Source organism: Paractinoplanes toevensis (genome assembly GCF_018332695.1).
In the GTDB taxonomy this organism is placed as follows: domain Bacteria; phylum Actinomycetota; class Actinomycetes; order Mycobacteriales; family Micromonosporaceae; genus Actinoplanes; species Actinoplanes toevensis.
In genome coordinates, this window is record NZ_BOQN01000079.1 from 12,987 (window position 1) to 33,674 (window position 20,688).

20 protein-coding genes are annotated in these 20,688 nt (G+C 71.3%); 9 read left to right on the forward strand and 11 right to left on the reverse strand.

The genetic code is table 11. The features are described from left to right. Positions 1-11 precede the first annotated feature (11 nt). On the reverse strand, positions 12-1,550 hold the full coding sequence (locus Ato02nite_RS30200) for a DEAD/DEAH box helicase (protein WP_213010052.1): 1,539 nt from the start codon (positions 1,548-1,550) through the stop codon (positions 12-14). Between the two features lie 169 nt (positions 1,551-1,719). On the opposite strand from Ato02nite_RS30200, the gene Ato02nite_RS30205 reads away from it, so the two are divergent. Beyond that, positions 1,720-2,574, forward strand: a complete 855-nt coding sequence (locus Ato02nite_RS30205) for a sigma-70 family RNA polymerase sigma factor (protein WP_213010053.1) — start codon at positions 1,720-1,722, stop codon at positions 2,572-2,574. A gap of 50 nt (positions 2,575-2,624) precedes the next feature. Here Ato02nite_RS30205 and Ato02nite_RS30210 read toward each other — a convergent pair whose 3' ends face one another. Beyond that, on the reverse strand, positions 2,625-3,137 hold the full coding sequence (locus Ato02nite_RS30210) for a hypothetical protein (RefSeq protein ID WP_213010054.1): 513 nt from the start codon (positions 3,135-3,137) through the stop codon (positions 2,625-2,627). Between the two features lie 166 nt (positions 3,138-3,303). On the opposite strand from Ato02nite_RS30210, the gene Ato02nite_RS30215 reads away from it, so the two are divergent. Continuing rightward, a complete protein-coding gene (locus tag Ato02nite_RS30215; protein ID WP_213010055.1) occupies positions 3,304-5,592 on the forward strand; it encodes a HelD family protein in 2,289 nt (762 codons plus the stop codon). 52 nt (positions 5,593-5,644) lie between these two features. On the opposite strand, the gene Ato02nite_RS30220 is transcribed toward Ato02nite_RS30215, so the two are convergent. Next, entirely contained in the window at positions 5,645-6,565 is a 921-nt protein-coding gene (locus Ato02nite_RS30220) for a sigma-70 family RNA polymerase sigma factor (protein ID WP_213010057.1), read from the reverse strand. Positions 6,566-6,719: 154 nt separating this feature from the next. On the opposite strand from Ato02nite_RS30220, the gene Ato02nite_RS30225 reads away from it, so the two are divergent. Further along, positions 6,720-7,220, forward strand: coding sequence for a DUF456 domain-containing protein (locus Ato02nite_RS30225; RefSeq protein ID WP_213010058.1), 501 nt, complete (start codon positions 6,720-6,722; stop codon positions 7,218-7,220). Here Ato02nite_RS30225 and Ato02nite_RS30230 read toward each other — a convergent pair. Together Ato02nite_RS30230 and Ato02nite_RS30235 are read right to left on the reverse strand one after the other, a co-directional pair. Beyond that, positions 7,207-8,463, reverse strand: a complete 1,257-nt coding sequence (locus Ato02nite_RS30230; RefSeq protein ID WP_246607571.1) for a D-alanyl-D-alanine carboxypeptidase family protein — start codon at positions 8,461-8,463, stop codon at positions 7,207-7,209. The genes Ato02nite_RS30225 and Ato02nite_RS30230 overlap by 14 nt on opposite strands. Continuing rightward, positions 8,460-8,888 carry a hypothetical protein gene (locus Ato02nite_RS30235; RefSeq protein WP_213010059.1) on the reverse strand — a complete coding sequence of 143 codons (429 nt, stop codon included), beginning with the start codon at positions 8,886-8,888 and terminating at the stop codon, positions 8,460-8,462. The genes Ato02nite_RS30230 and Ato02nite_RS30235 overlap by 4 nt, the downstream gene beginning before the upstream one ends. Before the next feature lie 187 nt (positions 8,889-9,075). On the opposite strand from Ato02nite_RS30235, the gene Ato02nite_RS30240 reads away from it, so the two are divergent. After that, positions 9,076-9,417 (forward strand): histone-like nucleoid-structuring protein Lsr2, encoded by a 342-nt coding sequence (locus Ato02nite_RS30240; RefSeq protein WP_213010060.1) that lies wholly within the window; start codon positions 9,076-9,078, stop codon positions 9,415-9,417. Between the two features lie 57 nt (positions 9,418-9,474). Here Ato02nite_RS30240 and Ato02nite_RS30245 read toward each other — a convergent pair whose 3' ends face one another. The 4 genes from Ato02nite_RS30245 to Ato02nite_RS30260 form a co-directional block, all read right to left on the reverse strand. Further along, positions 9,475-10,353 (reverse strand): LLM class flavin-dependent oxidoreductase, encoded by an 879-nt coding sequence (locus tag Ato02nite_RS30245; RefSeq protein WP_213010061.1) that lies wholly within the window; start codon positions 10,351-10,353, stop codon positions 9,475-9,477. Positions 10,354-10,367: 14 nt separating this feature from the next. Continuing rightward, positions 10,368-10,823 carry a MarR family winged helix-turn-helix transcriptional regulator gene (locus tag Ato02nite_RS30250; protein WP_213010062.1) on the reverse strand — a complete coding sequence of 152 codons (456 nt, stop codon included), beginning with the start codon at positions 10,821-10,823 and terminating at the stop codon, positions 10,368-10,370. A gap of 68 nt (positions 10,824-10,891) precedes the next feature. Continuing rightward, complete coding sequence (locus Ato02nite_RS30255) at positions 10,892-12,043, reverse strand: PP2C family protein-serine/threonine phosphatase (protein WP_246607572.1); 1,152 nt, start codon at positions 12,041-12,043, stop codon at positions 10,892-10,894. Positions 12,044-12,130: 87 nt separating this feature from the next. Further along, entirely contained in the window at positions 12,131-12,517 is a 387-nt protein-coding gene (locus Ato02nite_RS30260; RefSeq protein WP_246607573.1) for an ATP-binding protein, read from the reverse strand. 156 nt (positions 12,518-12,673) lie between these two features. Between Ato02nite_RS30260 and Ato02nite_RS30265 the strand changes: the two genes are divergently transcribed. Continuing rightward, positions 12,674-14,479: a sigma-70 family RNA polymerase sigma factor gene (locus tag Ato02nite_RS30265; RefSeq protein ID WP_213010065.1), complete on the forward strand. Its 1,806-nt coding sequence runs from the start codon at positions 12,674-12,676 to the stop codon at positions 14,477-14,479. Between the two features lie 9 nt (positions 14,480-14,488). Further along, positions 14,489-15,490, forward strand: coding sequence for a glucose-6-phosphate dehydrogenase (coenzyme-F420) (gene fgd, locus Ato02nite_RS30270; protein ID WP_213010066.1), 1,002 nt, complete (start codon positions 14,489-14,491; stop codon positions 15,488-15,490). On the opposite strand, the gene Ato02nite_RS30275 is transcribed toward fgd, so the two are convergent. Continuing rightward, entirely contained in the window at positions 15,487-16,650 is a 1,164-nt protein-coding gene (locus Ato02nite_RS30275) for a glycosyltransferase family 2 protein (protein ID WP_213010067.1), read from the reverse strand. The two genes, fgd and Ato02nite_RS30275, sit on opposite strands and share 4 nt — an antisense overlap. 299 nt (positions 16,651-16,949) lie before the next feature. On the opposite strand from Ato02nite_RS30275, the gene Ato02nite_RS30280 reads away from it, so the two are divergent. From Ato02nite_RS30280 to Ato02nite_RS30290, 3 genes are read left to right on the forward strand one after another with little or no spacing between them, the layout of a single operon-like run. Further along, complete coding sequence (locus Ato02nite_RS30280; RefSeq protein WP_213010068.1) at positions 16,950-17,816, forward strand: LLM class F420-dependent oxidoreductase; 867 nt, start codon at positions 16,950-16,952, stop codon at positions 17,814-17,816. Further along, positions 17,813-18,466 (forward strand): HAD family hydrolase, encoded by a 654-nt coding sequence (locus Ato02nite_RS30285; protein WP_213010069.1) that lies wholly within the window; start codon positions 17,813-17,815, stop codon positions 18,464-18,466. Before Ato02nite_RS30280 ends, Ato02nite_RS30285 begins: the two co-directional genes overlap by 4 nt. After that, positions 18,466-19,251, forward strand: a complete 786-nt coding sequence (locus tag Ato02nite_RS30290; RefSeq protein WP_213010070.1) for an alpha/beta fold hydrolase — start codon at positions 18,466-18,468, stop codon at positions 19,249-19,251. Before Ato02nite_RS30285 ends, Ato02nite_RS30290 begins: the two co-directional genes overlap by 1 nt. A 228-nt stretch (positions 19,252-19,479) precedes the next feature. On the opposite strand, the gene Ato02nite_RS30295 is transcribed toward Ato02nite_RS30290, so the two are convergent. After that, positions 19,480-20,664 (reverse strand): FAD-dependent monooxygenase, encoded by a 1,185-nt coding sequence (locus tag Ato02nite_RS30295; protein ID WP_213010071.1) that lies wholly within the window; start codon positions 20,662-20,664, stop codon positions 19,480-19,482. Positions 20,665-20,688 lie beyond the last annotated feature (24 nt).

Genomic DNA, 20,688 nt, shown 5'->3' on the forward strand with positions numbered 1-20,688 from the left:
TGGTCGCCCGATCAGCGGCGGCCGACGCGGCTGGCGGAGGAGAAAGCGGCCGCGCCGCTGCTCCGGCCGGCCGTCGACGTGGTGGCGGCCCCGCTCCGGCCGCGGTTCCCGCCGCCGGTGGAGCCGCCCGAACGGCCGCTGCCGGCCGACGACTCCGAGGTGTGGATCAGCGGTGCCGCGCCGCGGCCGCGGCCGCGGTTCGCGCGGGACGGCTGAGCGCCCCCACCGCGCTGCTTCGGCCGGTCGCCCCCGTCCGCCTGCCCGGCCCGCGAAGACTGCCCGGCACGGGACGGCTGAGCGGCCCGCGAGGGCTGACCGGTCCGGGCGGACTGGCCGGCCCGGGACGACTGTGCCGGCCGAGACGGCTGGGGCGCGGGTGCCGTCACGAAGCGACGCTCGCCCGGGGCCAGCTCGGAGAGCAGCGGGTCACCGGGGCGGGTGCGGTTGGTGGTGGGGCGGACGCCGGCCTTGCGGGTCAGGTCGCGGACCTCGGCCTGCTGGTCGTCGGTCATCAGGGTGATGACCGTGCCCTGCGCGCCGGCCCGTGCCGTGCGGCCGGAGCGGTGCAGGTAGGCCTTGTGCTCCACCGGCGGGTCGGCGTGGATCACCAGGGCGACGTCGTCGACGTGGATGCCGCGGGCCGCGATGTCGGTGGCCACCAGCGTCTCGGCGCTGCCGTCGGAGAAGGCGGCCAGGTTGCGGTTGCGGGCGTTCTGCGCGAGGTTGCCGTGCAGCTCGACCGCGGGCACGCCGGCGCCGATGAGTTGCTTGGTGAGGACCTTCGCGCGGCGCTTGGTGCGGGTGAAGACCACCGAGCGGCCGGGTGCCGAGAGCAGGTCGACCAGGACGCCGAAGCGGTCGTCGCCGCGCACGTGCAGCACGTGGTGGGACATCTCGACCGGGGCCTCGGTGGCCGAGTCGACGGAGTGCGTCACCGGCTTGTTCATGAAGCGCTTGACCAGCACGTCGACCCCGTTGTCGAGGGTGGCCGAGAAGAGCAGTCGCTGGCCGTTGCGCGGGGTCTGCTCGAGCAGGCGGCGCACCACCGGCAGGAAGCCGAGGTCGGCCATGTGGTCGGCCTCGTCCAGCACGGTCACCTCGACCGAGTCGAGCGAGGCGTGGCCGTTGCGCAGGTGGTCGTCGAGCCGGCCGGGACAGGCCACCAGCACGTCGACGCCGGCCGCGAGGCCCTTGATCTGCGGGTTTGCCCCGACGCCGCCGAAGACGACGAGGGTGCGTAGGCCCAGGACCGCGGCGAGCGGTGCCAGGGCGGCGTCGATCTGGGTCGCCAGCTCACGGGTGGGCGCCAGGATCAGCGCCCGCGGCCGGCGCGGCTTGCGCGGCGACTTGGAGGCGGCGAGGCGGGCCAGCAGCGGCAGCGCGAACGCATACGTCTTGCCGGAGCCGGTGCGGCCGCGGCCGAGAACATCTCGGCCGGCGAGCGAGTCCGGCAGCGTGGCGGCCTGGATCGGGAACGGGGTGGTGATGCCGAGGCCGGCGAGCGCCTGCGTCAGGGCGGCGGGCACACCGAGCTCGGAAAAGGTCAACATGTAGTGGGAACTCCAAAGATGGTCAGGGGATCAAGACTACCCGCAGGTTCGCGAAGCAACCGTGCTGCACCCGTACGGGACCTGCTTAGCACTCAATCGCCATCACCGTTCTCCTCAGTGCCCGGGACTACCCCCAACCCGGGCGTTACCGCGAGGAGATCCCCCAACTATGAGCGGTGCCCCCGTTGTTGTCGCTGACCGCCGCCGTTCGGACATCGTCCAGGAACACATGCCGCTCGTCGGTCACCTGGTCCGGGAGATGCTGGCCCGGGTTCCGGCGCACGTCAACCGCGACGACCTGATGTCCGCCGGCTATGCGGCCCTGGTGCACGCGGCCCGTGGTTTCGACGCCGACCGTGGCGTCCCGTTCGGCCGCTTCGCGGCGGCCCGGGTGCGTGGCGCCCTGCTGGACGAGCTGCGTGGCCTGGACTGGGCCAGCCGCTCGGTGCGGCAGCGGGCCCGGCGTACCGACGCGGCGCGCCAGGAGCTGACCGCCAAGCTGGGCCGCACCCCGACGGTGCAGGAGGTCGCCGAGCACATGGGTGTCTCGGTGGAGGACATCGAGACCGCCGATGACGACGTGCACCGCGCGGTGGTGTTCAGCCTGCAGGGTTTCGCGACCGCGGCGGCCGACGACATGGTCACCGAGCCGAGTCTCGGCCCGGAGGAGATGCTGATCCGCCGGGAGCGGTTCGGCTACCTCAAGCACGCGGTGGACGCGCTGCCGGACCGGTTGCGCACGGTGGTGCAGGGTTACTTCTTCGACGAGCGGCCGATGGCCCGGATCGCCGAGGAGCTGGGTGTCACCGAGTCGCGCGTGTCGCAGCTGCGCGCCGAGGCCCTGGGCCTGCTGCGGGACGGCCTGAACACGCACCTGGACCCGGCCCTGGCCGCGGAGACCCCGCCCAAGGAGGGCTGTGTGGCCCGCCGCCGCTCGGCCTACTACGAGCAGATCGGGGTGCGCGGCACGCTGCACTCCCGGCTGGCGATGACCAGCCCGGACGGAATGCCGCGGGCCGCCTAGAGCGAACCGGACGGTGCCCGCCGCCCGAACCGGGCGGCGGGCAACGGACGTCAGCCCGCGCAGGTGCCGGCCTTCTTCTGCGCGGCGATGGCCTTGGCCGCGCCGAGCTTGTAGAGCGCCAGGCCTTCCTTGGCCGGCTCCAGCTTCCAGGCGTTGTTCTCGTACACCATCGTGTACGACTGGGCCGCCACCAGCTGCTTGGCGATCACGATCGCCTTGTCCTGGCCCTCCATCCGGGCACTGGTGAGCTGGATCGCCAGGCCCTTGCGGGAGCAGGCCTGGTTCAGCTTGACGTAGTCGTCCTTGCTGATCGACTGCTTGCCGGCCGAGGTGTACATGTCCCAGGCGCCGGCGAAGTCGCCGCCGGCGAAGCGGTCGAAGACGGTCTGCGCGGCGGCGCGGGCGCCTTCCACGGTCTTCGGCTCGGGGCCACCGGCCGCAGCCGCGGCCGCGTTGCCGGCCGGCTCGTCGTCGTCGCCGGAGCAGGCGGTGACGAGGGTGAGGGCAGCGACCGCGGTGAGGGCGAGCGCGCCGAAACGTCGGATCGGGTGGTCGTGGGTCATGCCGGGACTAATCGGGATCGACCGTTGCGCGTAACGGCTCGCCAGCGAACTTGACGGATTGATGACACTTCCGTGGAGCGCCGTTACCCCAGTGACCCTGGTGTATTCTGAGCGATTGTCGAGGCAATAAAAAAAGACGCTCAAGATATGAGCGCCATCGCGACGAATGATAGCACAAAGGGGAGTGGCATTGTCAAGTTTCGCCGCGGAACAGGCGTACCTCACCACCCTCTACGAACGGCTGGACAGCCTGCGCGATCAGGCTGACCAGCGACTCAAGGCGATTTTGCTGGAGTCCGGCGGCACCCCGCAGGGCCGTGCTCAGCGCGAGGCCAACCGCAGCCATTACGCCGAGCAACTGGCTCAGATGAACGCCGTGGAGAACGGCCTGTGTTTCGGCCGCCTCGATTTCCACACCGACGAAAAGCGCTACATCGGCCGGCTCGGACTGTCCGCTCCGGAACACGATCGTGACCCCCTGCTGGTCGACTGGCGGGCCCCCGCCGCCCGCCCCTTCTACCTGGCGACCGCGGTGTCGCCGGACGGCGTGACCCGGCGCCGGCACCTGCGCACCAAGGGCCGCACGCTGACCGCGATCGACGACGAGGTGCTCGACCTCGAGGCAGGCGCCACCGGCGGCCGGGAGGACGTGACCGGCGAGGCGGCGCTGCTGTCCGCGCTCACCGCCGAACGCACCGGCCGGATGCGCGACATCGTCGAGACCATCCAGCCCGAGCAGGACGAGGTGATCCGGGCCGAGCTCAACGGCATCATGGTGGTGCAGGGCGGGCCGGGCACCGGCAAGACCGCGGTGGCGCTGCACCGCGCCGCCTACCTGCTCTACACCTACCGCGCTCAGCTCACCAAGCAGGGCGTGCTGATCCTCGGGCCGAACACCACGTTCCTGCGCTACATCTCCCAGGTGCTGCCGTCACTGGCCGAGACCGGGGTGCTGCTGGCGACGCTGGGCGACATGTTCCCGGGCGTGCGCGCGCGGGCCGTCGAGTCGCCGGCGGTGGCCGCGGTGAAGGGCCGGCTCGGCATGCTCGAGGTGCTGGCCCGGGCGGTCGAGGACCGGCAGACCGTGCCCGGCGACTACATCGAGGTCGACCACGACGGTTACCCACTGCGCATCGAGCGCAGCGTGCTGGAGGACGCCCGGGCCGCGGCCCGCCGCTCCGGGCGCCCGCACAACGTGGCGCGGGGCGTCTTCGTGACCGAGGCGATCCACGCGCTGAGCCTGCAGATCGCCGAGCGGATCGGCGCCGACCCACTCGGCGGGGAAAATCTACTGTCCGAAGCGGACCTCGCCGAGACCCGCCGCGAACTGCGCGAGGACATCGACGTGCAGATGGCGCTGTTCGACTTCTGGCCGGTGCTCACCCCGCGCCAGGTGCTGCGCGACCTGCTCAGCGATCCCGACCGGCTGGCGTCGGCGGGCGGCGACCCGCTGCTGCTCCGCGCGCGGGACCACCGGTTCACGCCGGCCGACGTGCCGCTGCTCGACGAGCTGGCCGACCTGCTCGGCGTCGACGAGACGCTGCAGAAACGGCAGGCGGCGCAGGAGCGGCGCGAGGCGATCGAGTACGCCGAGGGCGTCCTGGAGATCGTCGAGGGCTCACGCTCGCTGGACTTCGAGGACCAGGAGGAGGAGATCCTCTCCGCGATCGACGTGGTCGACGCGAGCGCGTTCGTCGAACGGCACGAGGTGATCGACACCCGCACCGCGGCCGAGCGGGCCGCCGCCGACCGCAACTGGGTCTTCGGTCACGTGATCGTCGACGAGGCACAGGAGCTGTCCCCGATGGCCTGGCGGTTGCTGATGCGCCGCTGCCCGAGCCGCTCGATGACGGTGGTCGGCGACGTCGCGCAGACCTCGGAACTGGCCGGCACCACCGGCTGGGACCAGGTATTCGAGCCCTACGTCGCGCAGCGCTGGAACCTGGTCGAGCTGACCGTCAACTACCGCACGCCGGCCGAGGTGATGGCGGTCGCGGCCGATGTCCTGGCCGCGGTCGACCCGGCGCTGCAACCGCCCCGGTCGGTGCGGTCCGCGGGCGTCGCGCCCTGGTCACTCCGGGTGCCGCGGGCCGCGCTTCCCGCGGAGACAATTGCGGCCGTACGGCTGGAAGCCGCCGAGGTCGGCGACGGCCGGGTCGGGGTGCTCGTGCCCACGGCGCTGGCCGAGGAACTGGGCCGGCAGCTGGTCGAGGCGGTGCCCGGCGCGGCCGTGGGAGAACAGCCCGACCTGCTCAACCAGGTGGTGCTGATGACCGTACGGCAAGCGAAGGGTCTGGAATTCGACGCGGTGATCGTGGTCGAGCCGGACGAGATCATCGCGGAGTCCCCGCGCGGTCTGTCCGATCTCTACGTGGCCGTCACCCGGGCCACCCGCCGCCTCGGCGTCCTGCACAGCGCCGATCTGCCCAAGGTGCTCGGCGCACTGGCGGACTGAACCGGAACGGGCCCGGCGTCGATAGACGCCGGGCCCGGAAAATCCTGAAAAATCAGGCAACTGCCGCCGGCGTACGCAGCGTGCGGCCGTACGTGGTGTGGCCGTGCGCGTTGGTCATCGCGAGCCGGCTGGTCATCGACGTGTTGTTCGCGATGTTGGCGTAGTAGCTGGCGCGGCGGCGGGCCGTGATGCTGTCCGGGTTGTCCGGCACCGGGGCCAGGTCCGGGTTCAGGTGCGTGTTCAGGCCGTCCTTGAGCAGCGACAGCGCCTCGGCCCGCAGCTGGCTGATCCGGCTCTCGGTCACGCCGAGGTCGGCGGCGATGTCGGCCATCGGGCGCTCGTTGAGGAAGTACTCGGTGATGACGACCTGCAGCCGGTCCGGCAGCGAGCCGATCGCGTGGTGCAGGTAGCCGATCTGCTCACGGCGCAGCAGCATGTCCTCCGGGCCCGGCGTCTTCTCGGTGACCAGGTCGTCGGCGCTGCTGGTGGTGAAGCCCTGCAGCGACAGCACGGTCGCGCGCTGCACGTCGGTGTCGGTGCGCTGCAGGTCGTTGGTGGTGGTGCCGAGGGCCTGGGCCAGCTCGTCCGAGGTCGGCGTGCGGCCGAGCGTGGTGGTCAGCTGCTGGCGGGTGGTGTCGGTGGCGCGGGCCTTGGTGCGCACCGAGCGGGTGGCCCAGTCGAGGGCGCGCAGCTCGTCCAGGATGGCGCCGCGGATCCGGGTGCTGGCGAAGCGGTGGAACGGGATGCCGCGCTCCGGGTCCCAGCCGCGGGCCGCGGTCACCAGCGCGTGCAGGCCGGCGCTGGTGAGGTCGTCCCGGTGGATGTGGTTGGGGATCCGGGTCAGCATGTCCCGCACCAGGTGGCCGACCAGCGGCATGTGGGTGCGGATCAGCTCCTCCTGCTCGGCGGCGGAGAGCACCGTAGCGGCGGGCGCGGTCGCGGCGTCGGCTGCGTTCGTCACGATGGTGTTCATGTAAGTTCCCCCGGTTTTGTTGGTCGGGCGGCCCGTGGGCTACCCGGCTGACAGGAGGAAACTTTGGTCGGCCTGGGGTACGACTTTCGGTCACGACCAGGTGCGTAACGGTTGCCGTGTTTGGCTACTTGCCATCGGCGGGCACGCTGGTCCCATGGACCTCTCCGACACCGGCACCACCGTGAACGTCATCGCCGGGATCGTGATCGCGCTGGGAGTCGTGGGGGTGGTGATTCCGGTGCTTCCGGGGTTGCTGCTGAGCTGGCTCGGCGTGCTGGCGTGGGCGCTGCTCGGCGACGCGACGGGCACCGTCAAGTGGTTGGTGCTGGTGATCGCCACGCTGGTGGCGACGCTCGGCGCGCTGGTGAAATACCTGCTCCCGGGCCGGCGGCTGAAGAGCGCCGGGATTCCCAACACGGCGCTGCTGGCCGGCGGCGCGCTCGGCGTGGTCGGTTTCTTCGTGATCCCGGTGGTCGGGCTGATCCTCGGCTTCGTGCTCGGAGTGTTCCTGGTCGAGCAGGCGCGGCTCGGGCCCGGTCAGGCCTGGCCGTCGACCAAGAAAGCGCTCGGCGCGGCCGGAATGGCCATGCTGATCGAGTTCACCGCCGCGCTCGGCGTCGCCGTGGTCTGGGTGTTCGGCCTCATCCTCGCCTGACGGAGCGGGCCACGGCGGCGCGCGGGCCGCGCCGGCGGCGCTGGGTCAGCAGCAACAACAGTGGGGTGCCGGCCAGCACGAGCGCGACCAGGCCGGCCGCCATCACCGTCGTCGCGCCGGGGCCGGGGGAGTGCACCGCGGGTGCGGCCGCCTTCGCCGCGCCGGTCGACTCGGTCTTGGCCTCGGTGGTCGCGGCGTTGCGGGCGGCCACGTCCTCCGGGGTGACCAGCTTGCCGACCGAGGAATCCGCGGGCTGCGCGAAACCCCAGTCGAGCAGCGCGGCGCCCTGCTGCCAGCCGCGCAGTGGATGGGCCTCGGCGCCGAGCAGCGTCACCACCAGGCGCCGGCCGTTGCGCTGGGCCCCGCCCACGTAACTGTGCCGGGCGACCGTGGTGAAGCCGGTCTTGCCACCCATCGCGCCCGGGTAGTTGTAGATCAGCTTGTTCTCGTTCTGGATCTGGAAGCCCTTCTGCTTCACCTGCGGCTGGGCCGGCATCTGCGCGGTCCTGGTGAGCACATACTTGCGGAAGTCGGCGTTCGCGAAGTCCTTACGGGCGATCAGCGCCAGGTCGTACGCGCTGGTGAACTGGCCCTTGCCGTCCAGACCGCTGGGGGTGACCGCGTGCGTCTGGAACGCGCCCAGCCGCTGCGCCTCGGCGTTCATGGCGGCCACCGTCTTGGCCACTCCGTCCGAGCCGCCGCCGGCGGCCGTGCGGGCCAGGGCGTTCGCGGCGTCGTTGCCGGAGTTGAGCAGCAACCCCAGCCAGAGCGTGGAGACCTTGTATTTTCCGCCCACCACGATGCCGACCGCCGAGCTGTTCACCTCGATGTCCAGGTCGCTGCGCACCGCGGTGATGGTCTGGTTCGGGTCGAGCTTGTCCATGACCGTCGCAGCCAAGAGCGTCTTCTGGACGCTGGCCGGGGTCTGGTAGACGTGCGGCCCGCAGGCGCCCAGCACCTCGCCGGTGTCCAGGTCGGCGACGATCCAGGTGGTGGCGGTGACCGCCGGCGGCTGTTTCGCGCCGGCCGGGATGACCAGGCCGTGGGTGGCCAGGGCGTCGCCGCCGACCGCGCTGTTGACCGGGTCGTCGGCCGGGGGCACCGGCCGGGGCGGGATGCCGGTGGGCTTGGCGACCTTCGGCTTGGGGCAGGGGATGTCCGCCGCGGCGGCCGGGGAGGCCGGAACGACGGCCGCCGCCGCGGCGAGGAGGAGCGCGGCGAGGGTTGCCGGAACACGGTTCAAGGCCAGGAGACTCCCGCGTCGAGTCGCTGATCAAGCAACTGGGCCAGGGGGATGGTCTCGCCGTCGCCGCCGCCCGCGCCGACGATCAGCCGGGGGGTGCTCGGGGTCAGGTCGGCGCCGGTGAACCGGGCGCGCAGCGAGGCCGGGACGGTCAGAACGTAATACTCGCCGTTCGCACCGACGGCGACCGAGCGGTTGGACTTCAGATACCACCCCGTGGATCTCGTCCGGTACGTCGCGCGGCCGTCGAAGCTGCGAGCGGCCAGGGGATGCGGCGGCAGGCCGCGCTCGGCGGCCCGGCGGACGAAATCGGCGAGCAGGACCGCGGCCTCACGAGCCTCGGCTTCCCGGCTCGCGGCCTGTGCGGCGGCGTGCCCGGCGATGGCTTGCCGGCGCCGTTCGTGCCACGCCGCCCGTTCGTCCATGCCTGCGACCCTAGGTGATCCACACACCCGGCGGCCACCCGGGAAATCTCGCCGTTTCCTGTGAATGTCGGTCCCGCCATTTGAATAACGGCGGGAAAGAATTGCGAAATTTGGTTCGATGAGTTGCGCGGGATGCCGGTTTCGAGCAAGACTGGGCGCGGTTGATCGGATTAACTCGGGAGTCATTATGGCGCGGCAGGTTATCACCACTCTGATCGACGATCTGGACGGAAAGAAGGCGGACCGCACCGTCGAGTTCAGCCTGGACGGCATTAACTACACGATCGACCTTTCCGAGGCCAATGCCGGGAAGCTGCGTAAGGCACTCGACCCGTACATCAGCGCGGGCACCCGCCTCGGTCGCGGCCCCGGCCGGATCGGCGCCCGCCGGGGCGTTCCCAGCCGCACCGCGGGCTCTCGCGACGAGAACCGCCTGATCCGCGAGTGGGCGCAGGCCAACGGCCACCAGATTTCCGAGCGCGGCCGCATTCCGCAGTCCGTTACGGACGCGTACCGCGCGGCTCACTGAGTTGATGGCTTCGCTTCGCTCAGCGGGGCGATCGCGGCTCGGGTTGAGCGGCCGGGTTCAGATTCCGCGGAGCGCCGGCAGGCGCTCCGCAACTGATTCCAGGACCTTTTCGTCGCCGGCGTACCAGCTCGCGGTGCGCGGCCAATGCGTGATGGCGTCGGTGAAGCCGAGGTCGGCGGCACGGCCGATCGCATCGGTGAAGGCGTCGACGCTGGTCATCGAATAGAGCGGGGCCGAGTCCAGGTTCAGATAGCGCGGGATCGCGTCCAGCGGCCGGCCGGCCGCGGTCAGGGCCTCGGCGAATCGGGACGAGATCTCGGCCACCGCGCGCCACCACGACGCGAGATCGTCGGCCTGCGGGCCGGTGGTCACCCAGCCGTCGCCGTGCCGGGCGGCCAGCCGCAGCGCCCGTGGGCCGTTGGCCGCCACCACGAACGGCGGCCGCGGCTGCTGCACCGGGCCGGGAATGCTGCGCGCGTCGATCGCGGTGTAGAACTCCCCGCGGTGGGTGGTGGCCGGATTGGTGAGGATCGTGCCGAGCAGGTCGAGGAACTCGGTGAACCGGTCCACCCGCCGGCCCGGCGTCAGCTCCGGCTCGCCGAGGACCGCCGAGTCGAAGCCGATCCCGCCGGCGCCCAGCCCCAGCAGCAGGCGGCCGCCGGAGATGTCGTCGAGCGCGGTGACCTCCCGGGCGAAGTGCACCGGGTGCCGGAAGTTCGGCGACGCGACATAGGTGCCCAGCTTGATCGTGCTGGTCACGCCGGCCGCCGCGGTCAGGGTCGGCACCGCGTCGAACCACGGCCCGTCGATCAGGTCGCGCCACCCGAGGTGGTCGTAGGTCCAGGCGTGGTCGAAGCCGTACTCCTCGGCGCGGCGCCACCGCTCGGAGGCGACCGACCAGCGCTGGTCGGGAAGGATCACGATGCCGATGCGCATATCGGGACGCTATCTCAGGCCGAGCGCAGAGCACCGCCGTGGTCGGGGTCGGTGGCCGCGGCGAACGCCTCCAGGGCCCGCACGAGGTCCTGCCGATCGTCGTCGGGCATTCTTTCCAGCACCGCGGCGAGGGCCGTGCGACGGCGCTCGCGCAACTGGTCGAGCAGCCGCCGGGCGGCTGGGGTGAGCAGCAGCCGCACCTCGCGGCGGTCCCGCGGGTCGGGCACCCGGCGCAGCAGACCGGTCGCCTCCAGGCGGTCGCAGAGCCGGCTCGCCGACGACGGCACCACCTCGAGCGCCTCGGCCAGCCGGCTCATGTTGGTGTGCCGGTTGCCCGCGACGATGGTGAGCACGCGCAACTGGGCCGGCGGAACGGCCGGCGAGCGGGCGTCGCTGGTGCTGAGCACGGACACGAGGGACTCGACCGCCGTTTCGACGGCCGCGGCGACGGCGGTGACCCGGTCGTCCATGTATGTGTCCCGTTCTGCCGTGCTCGATGCTCGGAGGCGACCTGCCCACTACCCCCACGGCCGACGGATCATGCCGGTAGACGCAGCCAATCCAAGCAGACAATCACGGCGTCGTCCTCCGGGTCGACTCCCGCATGGTAGTCACGCAGACTGCGCAGCACGGTCCCGACCGCCTCGGACGGCGGCTGTAGCCGGGTCGAGCGCAGGGCCGTGAGCAGCGCGGCCGACCCGAAGTCGGGGCGTCCGCCGGGGGCCGCGGCGTGCACGCCGTCGCTGGCCACGAGCAGCCGGTCGCCCGGTTCGAGCTGCACCTTCTGGATCTCGTAGCGGGTGTCGCCGAACATGCCGAGCGGGAGTTGCTGGTCGAAGGTGATGGGGCGGATGTCGCCGTTGCGGGCGATCATCGCGCGCGGCGACCCGGCGTCGACCGCCTCGACCCCGCCGCCGGTCAGATCGATCTCCATCAGCAGGGTGGCCACGTGCGCGTCGCCGCCGTTCCGGGAGTAGATCGCGTCGGAGGCCAGTTCGGCCTGCTCGACGATGTTGGCGCCGGACCGGCGGGCGTTGCGCATGGCGTTCACCGCCACGGCGGTCAGCAGGGTCGCCTCGAGCCCGTCGCCGCTTCCGTTGAGAACGGTCAGGGTGATCCGGTCGCCGGTGACCGCCCAGTCGTAGTGGTCGCCGTAGACCGCGTAGGCCGGTTCGAGCGCGCCGGCCAGCCGGAACCGCTCGCCGCTGAGCGAGCGTCCGGGCAGCATGTCCCACTGGAGCTCGGCGGCCATGGTGAGCCGCTGTTTGCGGCGCACCAGGTGATAGCGGTCGGTGTCCTGATCGGCGGTGCGCAGGGCCATGGCGAGCTCGCCGGCGATCATGTGCAGGTCCTGGGTGACGGCGCGGGTCGGCGGTGTGCGGGTCTCGATCCGCAGCACGCCGAGCCGGTCACCCCAGACGGTCAGCGGCAGGATCAGCCGGGTCGTGCCGTCGGCCCGGGGGTCGATGATCGGCTCCTGGCTGCCGAAGCAGCGCTGTTCGAGCGGGCCGCCGGCCGGACCGTCGGGGTCGAGCACGGGGCGCAGGGTGGACAGGCTCAGATCACCCAGCAGCACCTCGACGCCGTCGGCGGCGTAGCGGGTGCGCAGGTGTTCGGCGGTGACCTCGGGAAGGCGATCGGGTGGCGCCGCGCGGAGCAGGGCTCCCACCGATGCCGGGCCGTCGGACACTCGATCTCCTTTCATGTTTCGGGCGCGCAATAGTTGCCGGACGGCAAGCATGATAAGTGCTCGGCCCGGTCGAGGACTGACTGGGTCCTAGGCGAACGACTTCTCGAAATGGATCAAGCTGCCGCGACGCGGTGCGGACTGCATCCGGACGTTCTCGGCAAGTGCCTTGATCAGGAAAAGGCCGCGGCCACGCTCGTTGCCCGGCCCCGGCGGACCGACCGACTCGGGGTCGAAGCCGTCTCCGTCGTCGCGCACGTCGATGCTGCAGTGATCCTCGGCGACCTCGAGGCATACCTCGAAGTTGTCGGCGCCGTTCGCGTGGTCGATCACATTGGCGCAGGCCTCGGTGATCGCGATCTCCAGGTCGGCGCCGTGCGCCCGGTCGACCTGCAGGGCGGCAAGTGCGGAGCGCAGCAGCCGCCGCACGGCCGGCACGCTGCCGGTCTCGCGCGGAAGGTTCAGGCGGACTGTCATACGCATAGCTCATCTGTGCCCGTCGGATGGCCGGACTAATCCCGAGCCGCTCATCCGGGTGGGCCGGGAAAACGTGTTATCCATGGACGGCTTGCGCGTCCCCCTATGGTCGGCCGCTGAGACCGGTGGCCGGGACGTTCGACGAGAGGCAGGAACATGGCGGACCAACCCGACATTGCGACGGTCGTCGCGGCGCGTGCCGGCGACCCGGCCGCCGTCGACCGGCTCGTCGCGGGGTACATGCCGCTGGTCTACACGATCGTCGGCCGGGCCCTGGAGGGCCACGCGGACGTCGACGACGTGGTGCAGGACGTCATGCTGCGGGTGCTGCGCAACCTCGGCGACCTGCGCGAGCCGGAATCGTTCCGGTCCTGGCTGGTGGCGATCACGGTCCGCCAGGTGCGGGAGCGGTTCCGCGCCCGGCGCGGCGCACCCGAGGCGCTCGTCCACGAGGACGTACGCGATCCGGGTGCCGACTTCACCGATCTCGCGATCACCCGTCTCGAGCTATCCGGGCAGCGCCGGGAGACCGCCGAGGCGACCCGCTGGCTCGACGAGGACAACCGGGAACTGCTGTCGCTGTGGTGGCTGGAGGCCTCCGGCGAGCTGACCCGGGACGAGATCGTCGAGGCCACCGAGGTGACCCGGCAGCACGCGGCGGTGCGGATCCAGCGGATGAAGGGCCAGCTGGAGACCGCCCGGGCCGTGGTGCGGGCGCTGCACGCCCAGCCGCCCTGCCCGGAACTGCGGCTGGTCACCGTGCCCTGGGACGGCACTCCCGGCGCGTTGTGGCGCAAGCGCATCGCCCGCCACACCCGCGACTGTTCCTACTGCGCCCCGAGCTGGAACAACCTGGTCGCGGCCGAGCGACTGCTGGCCGGCATGGCGCTGGTGCCCCTCCCGGCCGCGCTGACCGGCAAGGTGGTGGCCGCGAAGACGGTGGTGGGCGGGGGAACCCACCTGGCTGCCAAGATCGGCTTGGGCGTGTCGCAGAAGGTGCTGACCGCGGCCCTCTCCACGGTCGCGGTCGCGGGTGCGGCGACCGCGGTGGTCGTCATCCGGCAGGACCCGCCGCCCTCGACTCCGACGGCGGCCGTCCTCGCCACTCAGTCGACCGCTCCACGGCGTACGCCATCAGCCGGCCCGACCACGACGTCGCCGTCGGCGTCCCCCTCACCGACGGTGAAGAAGACCTCGAAGAAGCCCGTCGTGATCACCGCCAAGGCGAGCAAGAAGAAGGGCGTCGGGGTCTGGGAGTTCACCGGGGTCAAGGCGGCCCTGGCCGACGTGGGCGCCGGTTGGTACTACAACTGGGCGCCCGACAACGACAACCTGCCCGGTCCGTCCGGCGTCGAGTTCGTGCCGATGATCTGGGGCAAGGCCAACGTCACCGACGGCACCATCGCCCAGGCCAAGAAGGAGAGCGAGGGCGAGCTGCTCGGTTTCAACGAGCCGGACATGTCCGGGCAGGCCAACATGAGCGTCGAGGACGCCCTGGCCGACTGGCCCAAGCTCCAGGCGACCGGGCTGCGGCTGGGTTCCCCGGCCGTCGCGTACGGCGGTGACACCGCCGGCGGATGGCTCGACCGGTTCATGAGTGGCGCCGAGGCCAAGGGTTACCGGGTCGATTTCATCACCCTGCACTGGTACGGAAGTGACTTCAGCGACGCCGCGGTCAATCAGTTCCTCGGGTACGTCGATGCCGTGCACAAGCGCTACAACAAGCCGATCTGGATCACCGAGTACGGGCTGATGAACTTCTCCGGCTCGCCGAAATACCCGTCCGACGCGCAGAAGGTCGCCTTCATCTCGGGCAGCACCAAGGGTCTGGAGAGCCGTTCGTTCGTCGAGCGGTACGCCTGGTTCGGCCTGCCGGCGGTTGGCGACAGCGTCGATTTCGGCCTCTACAAGGACGGTGATTCTCCCACCGCGGCGGGTCAGGCCTACAAAGCCGCGGGTTAGATTCGAACCATGATTCGGTTCGGGTACAAGGCGTCGGCGGAGCAGTTCGCCCCGGCGGAACTTCTGAAATACGGCGTGCTGGCCGAGGAGCTGGGCTTCGACTCGGTCTTCACGTCAGATCACCTGCAGCCGTGGCGGCACGACGACGGGCACGCCCCGGCCGCCCTGCCGTGGCTCGGCGCTCTGGCCGCCCGCACCGAGCGGGTGCTGATCGGCACCAGCGTGCTCACCCCGACGTTCCGCTACCACCCGGCCGTGGTGGCGCAGGCGTTCGCCACGCTGGGCTGCCTCGCCCCGGGCCGGGTGGTGCTCGGCGTCGGCTCCGGCGAGTCGCTCAACGAGGTGCCGCTGGGCATCCCGTGGCCGGACGGCAAGGAGCGGTTCGCCCGGCTCAAGGAGGCCGTGCTGCTGATCCAGAAGTTGTGGCGCGAGGACCGGGTGACCACCGAGGGCCAGTTCTACCGGGTGGAGAACGCCACGATCTACGACAAGCCGGAGACGCCCGTCCCGATCTACATCGGCGCCTCCGGGCCGGCCGCGACCCGGCTGGCCGGGCGGATCTCCGACGGCTTCATCACCACCAGCGGCAAGGGCGCCGAGCTCTACACCGAGACGCTGCTGCCGGCCGTGCGCGAGGGCGCCGAGAAGGCCGGCCGCAAGGTCGACGACCTGGACCTGATGATCGAGGTCAAGGTGTCCTTCGACGAGGACATCGAGCAGGCTCGCAACAACACGCACTACTGGGGCGCGCTGGCCCTGACCCCGGACGAGAAGACCGGCGTCGAGGACCCGATCGAGATGCAGCGGCTGTCCGACGCGCTGCCGGTCGAGCGCACGATGACCCGCTGGATCTGCTCCAGCGATCCGGAGGAGCACGCCCTGCGGATCACCGACTACCTCGACATGGGCTTCAAGCACCTGGTCTTCCACGCCCCCGGGCCCGACCAGGAGCGTTTCCTGCGCCTCTACTCCGAGCAGATCCTGCCCAAGCTGCGCGAGCGCGCCGCCTAGGGGTTCTGCGGCGGCACCGGGCGCAGGCGCCCGCTGCGGGTCCGCGGACCGCCGGTGCCCTGACCGTTGATCAAGCGCAGGTCGGGGCGCTGGCGGTACCCCTCCAGGCGGCGGCGCTTGCCGCCGACCTCGCGCGGACCGGCCGGCGGCTGCGGCGGCATCGATCGCACCTTGGCCGGGTCGGGGCGCTGGTCCTCGGCCGAGCGCGGCTTCAGATCCGCCGTCCGGTTGCCCACCCCGAAACCGGCGGGAGCCGGGCGGCCGGGGTAACTGGACCGCCAGGAGTGCTTGCCGTTGCCGGTGGGCCGGGTCGACGTGTGCGGCGCCGGGTTCTCACCGGCCCGCCACAGGTCGCGGCCGGGCGACGGGCGGCGGCTCGGCGGACCCCACAGCGGTTCGCCGGCCGGCTGCCGGTCGGTCTGCCGCCAGGACGGTGCCATCGGTACGGTCGGCGCGTCCGGGTCGACGGCCGCCGCGTGCCGGCCGCCGCGCAGCCGGTACTCGGCGGTGATCACCCGGATCCAGTGCCGCAGGCCGGCGCGTTCGCCGCTGTTCATCCTCGGGTAGGCCACGCTGCTGACCTCGGTGACCCGCAGGCCGCGGGCCGCCGGGCGCACCGCGAGCAGCGGCTGCATCTCGGGGCCGTCACCCCAGGCGCCGGCGTGCCGGGCGGACGGGTCGGGCAGATCGAGGTCGTCGATGGCGTCCCTCCAGAAGGCGGCGTAGCCGAAGCCGGGGTCGGTGCGCTGCGTGCCGAACAGCGCGTTCACCACGCCGATCAGGAGCAGGTTGAGCCAGCGGCGGAACCGGCCGCCGGTGAGGTCCCGGCCGCCGGTCAGGTACCGGGAACCGAGCGCGACGTCGGCGCCGTCGGTCAGGGCGGCCACATAGCGGGGGATCTCGGCCGGGTCGGTGGAGCCGTCGCCGTTCAGCGTCACCACGACATCGCCGCTGCTGGCCGCCACCCCGCTGGCCAGGGCGTTGCCGGAACCGGTCCGGCCGGGGCGGATCACCAGCGCGTCCGGCCGGGCGGAGCGGACGACAGCGGCCGTGTCGGCGGCCGGGCCGTCGGTGACCACGATGACCTCGTCGACGGCGGGCAGGCCGCGCAGCATCAGCGGAAGGCCGCCAGGATCGCGCACCGGTATCACCACGCTCACGGAGGGTGATGATCGGCGGTAACGGCTCGTCGCTGGGTTGAGCGGCGAAGGAGGCATGGCGGTGCTCCTCACACTGACTGCTGATCTTCGAAGCTACCGGTCGGCAACCGAATCGCAACTCAGCGGAACGGTGGAGGCCGGGCCTACCCGAGGACCGAACCGGACTCCCGCAATGCGGTAACGGAGCGTGTTCGGCGGTCGCGCAGCTACTGTCCGTACAAGAATGGGGGGTTGGGGGTAGGGTTTTCACCGTTGCGGATCTATGCCCCGGTTCTATCCCCGGTCGGAGGACAACGGCTGTGAAACTTGGCCTGCACATCTCGAACTTCACCTGGCCCGACGGCGCCCCGCGCCTCGGCTCGGTGCTCGCCGACGTGGCCTCCGCGGCCGACGAGGCCGGCTTCGAGCGGATCAGCGTGATGGACCACGTCTGGCAGATCGGGGTCAACGGCCCGCCCGAGATGGACATGCTGGAGGCCTACACCGCGCTCGGCTTCATCGCCGCCCACACGTCCACCGCGAAGCTGCTCACCCTGGTCACCGGCGTCACCTACCGCGACCCGGGCCTGCTCGCCAAGGCCGTCACCACGCTCGACGTGCTCTCCGGCGGCCGGGCCATCCTCGGCATCGGCGCCGCCTGGAACGACGAGGAGTCGCGCGGCCTCGGCCTGTTCTTCCCCTCCACCAAGGAGCGGTTCGAACGGCTCGAGGAGACGCTGCGGATCTGCCGGCAGATGTTCGACGGCGACGAGACCGCCTTCGAGGGCAAGCACTACCAGCTCGGCCGGGTGCTCAACGTGCCGCAGCCGCTCGCCCGGCCGCGGCTGCCGATCCTGATCGGCGGCGGTGGCGAGAAGAAGACGCTGCGCCTGGTCGCGCAGTACGCCGACGCCACCAACCTGTTCCCCGGCCCCGAGGTGCAGCACAAGCTCGACGTGCTCAAGCAGCACTGCGAGGACGTCGGCCGCGACTACGACGAGATCGAGAAGACCGTCATGTACCGCTTCGACCTGACCGCGCAGACCCCCGGCCAGATCATCGAGGACCTGGCCGGCCTGGCCAAGCTGGGCTTCACCGTCGGGCACGGCGGCGTGCGCAACGTGTACGACACCAACCAGCTCGAGATCTTCCGGAAGGAGATCATCCCCGCGGTCGAGGCGCTGTGATCAACGCGGTCGTTTTCGACCTCGACGGCGTCATCATCGACTCCGAGGAGGTCTGGGAAGAGGTCCGGCGCGACTACGTCGCCTCGTTCGGCCGCGAGTTCCTGCCCGACACCCAGGACCGGATGATGGGGATGAGCACCGGCGAGTGGTCGACCCACCTGGCCGAGGAGGTCGGGGTGCCGCGCACCCCGGCCGAGGTCGCCGACGACGTGCTCGGCCGGATGGCTTCGAAATACCGGAGTGACCTGCCGCTGATCCCCGGTTCCGTCGACTCGGTGCGCCGCATCGGCGAGCGATTTCCCATCGCCCTCGCCAGTTCGTCCGCGCGCCTCCTGATCGACCAGGTGCTCGCCACCGCCGGATTGAGCGACGCTTTCCAGGTGACGCTCTCCACCGAGGAGGTGCCGCGCGGCAAGCCGCACCCCGACGTCTACCTGGCCGCCGCCGAGAAGCTCGGCTTCGCTCCCGAGACGTGCGCCGCGGTCGAGGATTCGAGCAACGGCCTGCGCTCGGCCGGCGCGGCCGGGCTCGCGGTGGTGGCCGTCCCGCACGGTGTCTACCCGCCCGCCGCCGACGCCCTGGCCCTGGCAAGTCTCGTGGTGTCGGATTTACGCGAGCTGAGCGTGGAAGCGATCGATAGGCTCCGCTGATGGGGGTCTTCACGTCGGCCGTTGGCACGGCACTGCATTACGAGCTGCGCGGGGAGGGGCCCCCGCTGATCTGTCATCCGGGCGGCCCCGGCCGGCCGGCGTCCTATCTGGACGATCTGGGCGGGGTGGCGCACACCCTGGTGCTGCTCGACCCGCGCGGCACCGGCTCGTCGGAGCCGGCCACGCCCTGCGCGTTCACCGACCTGGCCGACGACCTGGAACTGCTGCGCGTCCACCTGGGCGCCGAGCGGCTCGACGTGCTGGGCCACTCGGCGGGCGCCTGGCCGGTCCTCGCCTACGCGGCCCGGCACCCGTCCCGGGTGTCCCGCCTGGTGCTGCTGACCCCGTCCCGGAAGCCGATCCCGCAGGGCGCCGACGAGCCCAGCCAAGATGTCCTGGTGAAACGCTGGTTCGCGGCCGAGCCGTGGTACCCCGCGGCCAAGGCGGCCTGGGACGCCGACGATCTCCCCGGCCTGATGCCGCTGGTCTACGCGGCCGACACCCCCGCAGTGCGAGCACACGCGGCCCGCACCGAGGCGAGAGCCGACTACGAGGACGAGTTCTGGTCGGCCGCCCTCGACCCCGGCGACCTGGCCGCGGTGGGCGTGCCGGTAAGCATCATCGCCGCCGACCGAGACGTGGTGACCGGCCTGGCCGCCCCCCACGTGCTGGCCGACTGGCTCCCGAACGCCTCCATAATCTGGCTCCCCGACGCCGGCCACTTCCCCTGGGTAACCCACCCCGAACTAACCCGCCTGTCCATAAACGAGGCCCTGGCAAGCTGACCACCGAAGCCGCCCCCGCCCGGTCAATCCCGCCCGACGAGGACAGCGCCCGCGCCAACGCGGCCAAGGGTGTGGAGTTTGCGTCAGCTCCGAGCGCCAACTCCGCAAGGTCGGGCCGCGAGGAGATCCCCAAGCCCCGCTCCAACCCCAGCCACGAACGGACCCGAAGCCACCCCGCAGGCGGATCTCCGAGCGCCCGGCCGGGGTTCGGGGCAGTGCCCCGCAGAGCTAGCCGGAAATGCCGGCCACCCGGCCGGCGTAGTCAGGCAGTTCCATTTTCGTGCTGCGATCCGCGGCGATCTTGAAGGTCAGATCAAGGAACCACTTCCGGTTGTTCAGGTAGTTCCGCACCCGGATCCCCCGCTCCGTCTTGGGCGCGAGGAACATGCCCGTGGTATCCCCGCCCTTCTGCGTCCCGCGGGCGAACTTCCCGATCCGCTTCTCGTACGCCGGGAACGCCACCCGATGGTCACCCCCCGCTGCCGCCAACTCTCCGGCGAGAACGTACGCCGAGACGATCGCCGTACCGTTGCCCTGGCCGCCGATGGTCGCCCCGCAGGCGGCGTCCCCGACCAGCGCGACCCGTCCCCGGGTCCATGACGGATTGTCGACCCGGCAGATCTGGTCGAAGTAGAAGTCGGATGCCCCGTCCAGCCCGTCGAGCAGGCGCGGTGCCAGCCAGCCCATACCGGCGAACCGGTCGCGGAGGATCCCCTGCATCTCGGCTCGGTCATGCCGGTCGTACCGCAGGGCGGGGGAGCGGAAGACCGCGAACGCCCCGGCCCGGGACGGATCGTGCTGGTTGCCGCCGATGCTGAGCATCCGCCCGGGCAGGTTGTGCAGCAGGCTGTCCTTGCCGATTCCCCATTCGTTCGGCACGTCCCAGCCGGCCACGTAGTAGCCGAGGTGTTTGACGAACTGTTCCTCCGGCCCGAACGCGAGCCGCCGCACCCCGGAGTGCACTCCGTCGGCCCCGATCACCAGGTCGAAGCGGCGTTCCAGCCCACTGGCGAAGGTGACGTCGACACCGCCGGCGTCCTCCGCGAGCGCCGCGATCCGGTCACCGAAGAGGTATTCGGTGTTGTCGCCGGCCGCGCACAGGATGCGGGCCAGCGAGCCGCGCTGCACTTCGAGGTCGCCACCGGCCAGCCCGGCCGGCCACTCCATCAGCTTCCGCCCGTCGGCGTCGACGAAGCGCATCGCGTTGCCGCCGGTCTGCACGGCGCGCAGGGCCGGCAGCACACCCATCTTGTCGAGCACCCCCATGTGCAGCGGGCCGCGGAAGTCGACCGCGTTGCCGCCGGTGCGCAGAGCCGGGGCTACCTCGACGATGGCCGGCCGGAAGCCGTGGCGACCGAGCCAGTAGGCCAGCGCGGGCCCGGCGATGCTGGCACCGGAGATCAGAACGTCCATAACTGTGTCCTCCGTACTCAATTA

What these genes read in the sequence shown, in the direction of transcription:
- Ato02nite_RS30200 (WP_213010052.1), bottom strand. Translation starts at nt 1,550, where the DNA reads ATGTTGACCTTTTCCGAGCTCGGTGTGCCCGCCGCCCTGACGCAGGCG.
- Ato02nite_RS30205 (WP_213010053.1), top strand. Translation starts at nt 1,720, where the DNA reads ATGAGCGGTGCCCCCGTTGTTGTCGCTGACCGCCGCCGTTCGGACATC.
- Ato02nite_RS30210 (WP_213010054.1), bottom strand. Translation starts at nt 3,137, where the DNA reads ATGACCCACGACCACCCGATCCGACGTTTCGGCGCGCTCGCCCTCACC.
- Ato02nite_RS30215 (WP_213010055.1), top strand. Translation starts at nt 3,304, where the DNA reads ATGATAGCACAAAGGGGAGTGGCATTGTCAAGTTTCGCCGCGGAACAG.
- Ato02nite_RS30220 (WP_213010057.1), bottom strand. Translation starts at nt 6,565, where the DNA reads ATGAACACCATCGTGACGAACGCAGCCGACGCCGCGACCGCGCCCGCC.
- Ato02nite_RS30225 (WP_213010058.1), top strand. Translation starts at nt 6,720, where the DNA reads ATGGACCTCTCCGACACCGGCACCACCGTGAACGTCATCGCCGGGATC.
- Ato02nite_RS30235 (WP_213010059.1), bottom strand. Translation starts at nt 8,888, where the DNA reads ATGGACGAACGGGCGGCGTGGCACGAACGGCGCCGGCAAGCCATCGCC.
- Ato02nite_RS30240 (WP_213010060.1), top strand. Translation starts at nt 9,076, where the DNA reads ATGGCGCGGCAGGTTATCACCACTCTGATCGACGATCTGGACGGAAAG.
- Ato02nite_RS30245 (WP_213010061.1), bottom strand. Translation starts at nt 10,353, where the DNA reads ATGCGCATCGGCATCGTGATCCTTCCCGACCAGCGCTGGTCGGTCGCC.
- Ato02nite_RS30250 (WP_213010062.1), bottom strand. Translation starts at nt 10,823, where the DNA reads ATGGACGACCGGGTCACCGCCGTCGCCGCGGCCGTCGAAACGGCGGTC.
- Ato02nite_RS30260 (WP_246607573.1), bottom strand. Translation starts at nt 12,517, where the DNA reads ATGACAGTCCGCCTGAACCTTCCGCGCGAGACCGGCAGCGTGCCGGCC.
- Ato02nite_RS30265 (WP_213010065.1), top strand. Translation starts at nt 12,674, where the DNA reads ATGGCGGACCAACCCGACATTGCGACGGTCGTCGCGGCGCGTGCCGGC.
- fgd (WP_213010066.1), top strand. Translation starts at nt 14,489, where the DNA reads ATGATTCGGTTCGGGTACAAGGCGTCGGCGGAGCAGTTCGCCCCGGCG.
- Ato02nite_RS30290 (WP_213010070.1), top strand. Translation starts at nt 18,466, where the DNA reads ATGGGGGTCTTCACGTCGGCCGTTGGCACGGCACTGCATTACGAGCTG.
- Ato02nite_RS30295 (WP_213010071.1), bottom strand. Translation starts at nt 20,664, where the DNA reads ATGGACGTTCTGATCTCCGGTGCCAGCATCGCCGGGCCCGCGCTGGCC.